5 protein-coding genes are annotated in these 6,815 nt (G+C 38.8%); 1 reads left to right on the top strand and 4 read right to left on the bottom strand.

Going from position 1 to position 6,815, the window contains the following annotated elements; all coding sequences use genetic code 11:
- Positions 1–172: 172 nt before the first annotated feature.
- Positions 173–1,708, bottom strand: a complete 1,536-nt coding sequence (locus tag ENO17_03535) for a serine protease (GenBank protein ID HER24107.1) — start codon at positions 1,706–1,708, stop codon at positions 173–175.
- A gap of 163 nt (positions 1,709–1,871) precedes the next feature.
- Positions 1,872–2,660 carry an RNA methyltransferase gene (locus tag ENO17_03530; GenBank protein HER24106.1) on the bottom strand — a complete coding sequence of 263 codons (789 nt, stop codon included), beginning with the start codon at positions 2,658–2,660 and terminating at the stop codon, positions 1,872–1,874.
- Between the two features lie 312 nt (positions 2,661–2,972).
- On the opposite strand from ENO17_03530, the gene ENO17_03525 reads away from it, so the two are divergent.
- Positions 2,973–4,175: an MFS transporter gene (locus ENO17_03525; protein ID HER24105.1), complete on the top strand. Its 1,203-nt coding sequence runs from the start codon at positions 2,973–2,975 to the stop codon at positions 4,173–4,175.
- A 62-nt stretch (positions 4,176–4,237) separates the two neighbouring features.
- Here ENO17_03525 and ENO17_03520 read toward each other — a convergent pair whose 3' ends face one another.
- Together ENO17_03520 and ENO17_03515 are read right to left on the bottom strand one after the other, a co-directional pair.
- Positions 4,238–5,245, bottom strand: coding sequence for a DUF1566 domain-containing protein (locus ENO17_03520; protein ID HER24104.1), 1,008 nt, complete (start codon positions 5,243–5,245; stop codon positions 4,238–4,240).
- A gap of 64 nt (positions 5,246–5,309) precedes the next feature.
- Positions 5,310–6,722, bottom strand: a complete 1,413-nt coding sequence (locus ENO17_03515) for a hypothetical protein (protein ID HER24103.1) — start codon at positions 6,720–6,722, stop codon at positions 5,310–5,312.
- Between the last annotated feature and the right edge of the window lie 93 nt (positions 6,723–6,815).

The raw sequence follows: 6,815 nt of genomic DNA, 5'->3' as shown, positions 1-6,815 counted from the left end.
GGCTCAAAAAGTACAGCTTGCCAGAGATAGATTATTTGATAAAATAGTAGCAGCATGACTCTTGCTTTCAGGCTCATATTTGGATTAGAAAAGAGTTCCTCTTTAACTATTCTTATATTCTATATATAATAGAGTTCTATCCCGAGCGTAATTTTATCACAGAAAGTATTTTTTATTTTCTTAAATCTTCCGAACGATCAAAAGGAATCCGATAGGTTTGCAGAATCTCTTGCTCTGTATTCTCTGCCTCTACCCGGTCTACCACGATCTGTTGACCCCATTTATCTTCTAATACAATATAAGGATCCAGGCTGTTTTCAACTTTTTCTATTAGTTCCCTTAAATTCCATATTTTTTCCCCATTAACTTTATCTACCACCCAGCTATTCACGTTTTGATAGCCTTGATTCACCTTAGCGGCCAGGGCTTTCAGTAAAACCACCACTTGTTGGCCTTCCCTTTCTGGAATATTACTATTAAGTAAAGGATAAATTAATTCTTTAGGCGCAGATTGATACCACTGAGCACCCCAGATATCCAATAAATTTTTAGTTAAAGGGCAAAGAATTAAGCCGCCATAGATATAATAAGAAGGCAATGTTTCATATTCTTCCATGGGAACAAGTTGATCCTTTTTTAAAGAACGGAATAGGTTTAAATCGAGGGATATTTTTTTGCCTTCTCTTAAAATTTCCATCCGGATATTCTCTCCAATCTGCTTTTGCTGAATGACGTAAGTCAATTGAGTCCGTTCATTAGTGCGGAATTCTATTGTGCCATCATTTCCAATACTATAATCTCCGATAGAAAGTAAAATATCACCGGTCTGTAAATTTCCGTCTGCCGGAGATCCGGGGATGATCTGATTGATCAGCACACCACTCTGTCCTTCTTCCATTTGATAATATTTTCTTAAACCTGGATTTTCCATATCCTGCAGACTTACTCCCAGACTGGGGTAGCCGTCATAATTACCATCCTGCAAATCATCAAAAAAGTGACGAATAACCGGAACCGGAACCATATACCCGATATTCTGCGAAGAAGAAATACCCTGCATTACCACACCCACAATCTTACCATCAACCAAAACCGGACCGCCGCTATTACCCGGATTGATCGCTGCATCAATTTGACCGGCTAAAAAGGAGGAAGAACTATGGACATAAGGCTGATGCTCAATTCGGGAAATAATACCTTTGGTAATACTTAACATATCACCACCCATGGGAAATCCATAGACTAAAACTTCCTGTTGGGTTTCGGGCAATTCACCAAACGATAAAGCCGGCTCTCCTGCAAAAAAAGTAGGGTCTTCTACTTTTAGCAGAGCCAGGTCAGTTAAATGTGAAACAGCAATTACTTGCGCCTGGTAACGTTCGGTGTCTCCATATTTCCGGACCTGCAAGAAAGTATGATCACTCACCACATGCGCATTGGTCAGAATAAGATTATGCTCAATAATACATCCTGAACCGGAAACACCCTGGGGTCCCCGCATGCTCCAGGGATTATAATAATCCGGAGAATTATTTACCGTATACACCTTCACAATTGCTTCCCTGACATCCACAGGGTCAGCGTATATCGAAAAGGTAACACCCAGTAGGAATATAATCATTAAAAAGAATATACTCCTGGCTTGAAATAAATTGGGTAAAAACCAATATCTTTTTATACCTCTTGAACTATTTTGTTTTTTCATCATATGTCCCTCTTTCTAAAAATTATAATCGGATAACCTATCGATAAGGCAAAATTTTTACTTATTTTAACATGAATGCCTGGCAAATTAAAACAACAAAGTGATATATTCTTCCCGATAACTTTTTTTCTCTATCACAATAACCAATAAAAGCGGCGATATCCTATCATTTGCACAATCTTTGACGAACTGCATCATAGAGAATGATTCCAGCAGCTACTGCTGCATTTAGGGATTCAGTGGAACCCAAAATAGGAATTTTTATCAACTTATCCGCTGCTTTTCTCCATAGGTCGCTTGGTCCTCTATTTTCGTTCCCAATAACCAAAGCGAAAGATTCTTTGAGGCTGACAGAATAGTAATATTTTTCACTATCCAGATCTGCTACGATAATTTTTATAGAATGATGGTTTAACCAATTAATCGTTTCCTCATCGTCAAGGCTATTTACAACCGGCAGCTGAAATAGTGATCCCATGGTAGACCTGATCACTTTTGGGTTGAATAAATCTACCGTACCCTTGGTTAGCAATACTGCCGTGGCACCTGCTGCAGCACTGGTTCGTATAATGGTTCCAAGGTTTCCGGGATCCTGCAAACCATTTACGACAACAAGCAAAGCATCTTCACCAAGTATTAACTCAGTCAATGTTATTTCTTTTTGCTCGGCTACCGCTATTATTCCTTGAGAGCTAACGGTATCTGAAATTTCTTTAAATAAATTATGGGACAACCTTAGAACCTGGCAATCTTGATTAATTTTTGGCACATTTTCTACGGTTTCTTTAACAATCAGATATTTTATTTTTACTCCCGTACTTACCGCTTCCTCAAGCAGCCTTGTGCCTTCCATGAGAAATAATCCTTTACTTTCACGAATTTTCTTTTGACTTAAGGCTTTGATTAACTTAAATATCGAATTCTCTTTGGAAGTAATATCTTTATATTGCTTCATTTATAACATAATACCTCTCTATTGATTCTCCCTCGTTCGAGCAAAACTTCCTTACCAACTAATTATAAGGTCTAAGTCTTATTCTGTAAACACGATAAAGAATCCTCTTTTTTATGAAATATCAATTAAATTTTTTTGATTTCTTTTCCCTTCTGATCTCCCATCACTTGAAATATTTTTTTTAATAGCGTAATATTGGTTTCAAGCAATCTATTATGACTACCTTAAGATTTAGGTTAGCTCTTTTACATTTTAGAGGGTTTTGTATATATTGCATTAGATAGACTCTATTTAATATTTAAAAGGAATAAAATGGAAACTTGGAAAAAAAATCTTTATGTTATATTTTTCGCTGAAATGATCGTGGTTACCGGTATGACTTTTGTAATACCCTTCCTACCTTTTTATGTAAAAGAATTAGGGATTATAAATATTGAACAGGCAGCCCGTTGGTCAGGCTGGCTAATGGGGGCTCCGGCACTGGCCATGATTATCGTATCACCCTTCTGGGGCTCTCTGGCGGATCGTGTAGGACGGAAGCCAATGATAGAGAGAGCCATGTTCGGAGGAGCTATCTCGGTATTTTTGATGGCCTTAGCAACTAACGTCTATCAATTATTGCTTATCCGTATCATGCAGGGTGTTCTAACCGGTACAATTGCCGCTTGTAATGCCTTGGTTTCTGCAAGTTCCCCTTCAAAAAAGATGGGATTTAGTCTGGGATTATTACAGACCGGATTTTTCTTAGGTAATTTTTTGGGACCTTTATTAGGGGGTGTTTCGGCTGATACTTTAGGTTTCCGAAATTCTTTTCGAATTACCGCTTTCCTGCTCTTTCTCGCCGGATGGCTAATCTTTTTCTTGGTAGAAGAAAAATTTTCACCTTCAGCCAGTAAGAAACAGACGGTCTCCTTTAAAAAAAGAGTTTCCTTACTTTTTAATAATGGGCAATTACTTGTTATGTTTTTTATACTGTTTTTAGTGCAGTTTTCGGTCCAGATTATTGGCCCTATTTTTCCTTTCTTTATGGAAACCATTGTATCAAATCCAAAAATCGTTTCTACTTTTACCGGATTAATGTTTGCTATAACCGGTTTAATGAGTGCTTTTTCTTCAATAAATGTAGGTAGGTTAATTGAAAAAAAACCGAGTAATTTCCTTTTAACCATCAGTCTTTTGGGAACAGGTCTTTTCTTTTTGTCTCATGCTTTCGTTACCAATACTACTCAGCTAATCTTATTGAGGGTTGGTTTGGGTCTTTTTTATGGAGCCATCATTCCTATTGCCAATACCATTATCGGACTTTCAACTCCTTCCGAACATCGGGGAAAAGTTTTTGGGTTTGCTAACAGTACTACCTACCTGGGTAATGTATTAGGTCCTATTTCCGGTGGATTTATAATGATAGCCTTCAGTCTGCCAGCCGTTTTCATATTTACCGGAGGCTTATTATTATTGGCAGGACTGGTTTTGCCCCTAACAGTTAATAAAATTGAGAAAACTTTGATCTGTTGACCCAATTTACCTTCCCATATCAACCTCTTATATATTCTTTGCTCAACTGATCGAATAAATAGTTAAAAAGCACGGACAGCCCGAACCCGTAAGTTGATATTCTTACTGCTGAGATAGTAGGTTCCGGTGCCGAAGGATTGGTCCCAGGCAAGGCTAACATCAAACTCAGATGAACTCCAATAGTAGTTAGATTCAAAATTACCAACTCCGGCATCTTTCAGGTTTGCGCGTATCCAATACAATTCATCTTTTGAAGGTAAAAACCAGTCATTATAACCTCCTAAAGTGCAATCTCTGCATTGGTCAGCGGCGATATCATCAGTGGTGCATTCTGCTAAAATATCCATGGTATTTTGTTTTCCGGTACCCACCAGAGAGCCGTCAGCACCTGTTATTTCGGTTTCATAACACCCCCATACAGTGCCGGTACTTTGATCACTGGGGGCAGCCTCCAGGTACCGCCAGCTTGGATCACCGGAATAATTTCCTTTGTCATAAAAAATCAGACCACCTGCCGGACCTATATCGCGGATTGAATAAGTAGTGGGAGGAGCCCACTTCGCATAGAGTATTACGCTGGCAGTCCCAATAGTATAACTGGCTTCATCAGCATAGGTAACAGTTCCCTCTGGTGTTGTCGCCCAGCCGGCAAAGGTCCAACCGGTTTTAGTAAAGGCGCATGCAATTAATTTTGCAGTAGTACCGCTGGCCATCGTCTGAACTGTCATTGTTCCCGTGGCAGCGCTATCGTTTTTGTCAAAGGTCACGGTATAGGTGCTGCTCACCCACCTGGCATAAAGCGTGAGATCATCTATTACTATATCACTATCAAAGTCCCAGACATTGATGCACCCGGATTCTTTATACCAACCACCGAAAGAGTAGTTTGTCTTCGTGGGTACGGCCGGTTCGGTGACTAATCCACCGAGCTTCACAGTTTGTGATTCTACCGCACTACCACCCTGAGAATCAAAGGTCACCATGAAGGTTTTGGTGAGAAAACAGCCGGTTAACAGAAGAATTCCCAGGATAAACAGAAAGAAAATCAGTAGACTTCTTCTCTTAAACATTTTTTCCCTCCTCAATTAATTTGTTACCCATTATTTCTTTCTTAAAGAATTCTCAATTTTTTTCTCATTCATAACGGCGAAATTTTGCTTCTTCCAGTTTTTCTAAACGCTCTTTCAAACTTTCTATTTCCCTATTCGGACAATTTTCTTCCAGCCAGTCCAACAGTACATAAGCACCGTTAATATAGGCAGTCGCTTCCATTAATCCCTTGATATGCGGATCACCTGCATTCATTTCCTCATTAAATTTTTCACACTGTTGCAGGTGAGTATTTTCGTGTGCCTTTACTGAATCAAAAATAATATAGGGTAAGCATTGTTGCATAACCCTTTCCAAAAACTCATCTTCATTTTCCATCTGGCAGGTTTCTGGATTAACCCACATCTCATCGCTATCAGAATTTGATGATGATCCGTCACTCCGCGGTGCGGGTGAACCCGTTAATATTTTATAAGCTTGATCATACACCAGTGACTCGTACTCCTTTATGGAGCTGGCAAAATCCTGAAGGTCTTTATCAAGGTAGGCTTCACAAAAAGCCAGCTCCATTAATAGGCGATCACCTACTTCGGAACAAACATCTCTGGTAGTAAAATTCCATTTTGCCACAGTTGTTTCACTGTAACCACCTAATTCAGGTGGTATGTCGATCCAATCGATTTCTTTACTTCCAGAAAAGGAATCTCCAGTGACGGAGCCCTCCCATCCAAAAGAACGATTTCTTTCCTCAGGGGAAAATATGGTTTCACTGATAACGTTTTTACTGTCCCCCTCTCCTGTCTCTTGGTAGGAATGCTTCTCTTCCTGACCAATAGTACCCGTATGACGAGTACTTTTAAAAATGGAAGTATGACCACTACAAACCGAAAAAGAGCGGGTAGTTGATTCTGAAGAAAACGCTATATAGACTGAATTTTGCACGCCAATGGTAAAATGTTCACTATCTGAAAAGTTCAGTTTCACCGAAGTATTCTTCCTTTCCGAAGGCATCTCCCAGCCATGATAGATTTCTTCAGAAGTTATAGATTTTGAACGGGTAGAACTCCCCGGTGATTTGGTTTCTTTATCGAAATGTTTTTGAATATATAAAGCATTATGTTCTTTAGTAGCTTCCTCAGGATAATCACACGTCTCTTCAACAAATTGAAGAAAACTTTCTTCTTCGCATTTATCCAGAAGATTATGACTGACTTCCTTAACGTACATATCTCCGGACATACCACAAATTTTTATGCAGATCTCCTCATTAAGAGACCGCTTGATAGAATTGTTTTCTGACTTTTCTTGATCACTATTGTCATCTTTAAAATCCTGGATTCCTGTACGAAGAATAGTGATTTCACCCTCCCAAACCTTAGCCCATGGTTTTACCAATTCCTTCTCTGAAGCAATAACAACCTTCCCTAAAGAGACAGTAAGTATTAACAATAAAAAAGAATAAATGATAAGCATACCAAGCCGGAAGTTTTTCTTCATGGCTATTTCCTCCGGTAACTATTAAATTAAAAGGTGTACCTATTTATTTTTAGAAAATTTACTTTTAACTTTTAACAAATTTTATTTGTTAAA

Source organism: Candidatus Atribacteria bacterium (genome assembly GCA_011056645.1).
Taxonomy (GTDB): Bacteria; Atribacterota; Phoenicimicrobiia; order Phoenicimicrobiales; family Phoenicimicrobiaceae; genus Sediminicultor; species Sediminicultor quartus.
The sequence above is the reverse complement of the archived record's forward strand: the minus strand, read 5'-3'. Positions and strand labels throughout refer to the sequence as shown.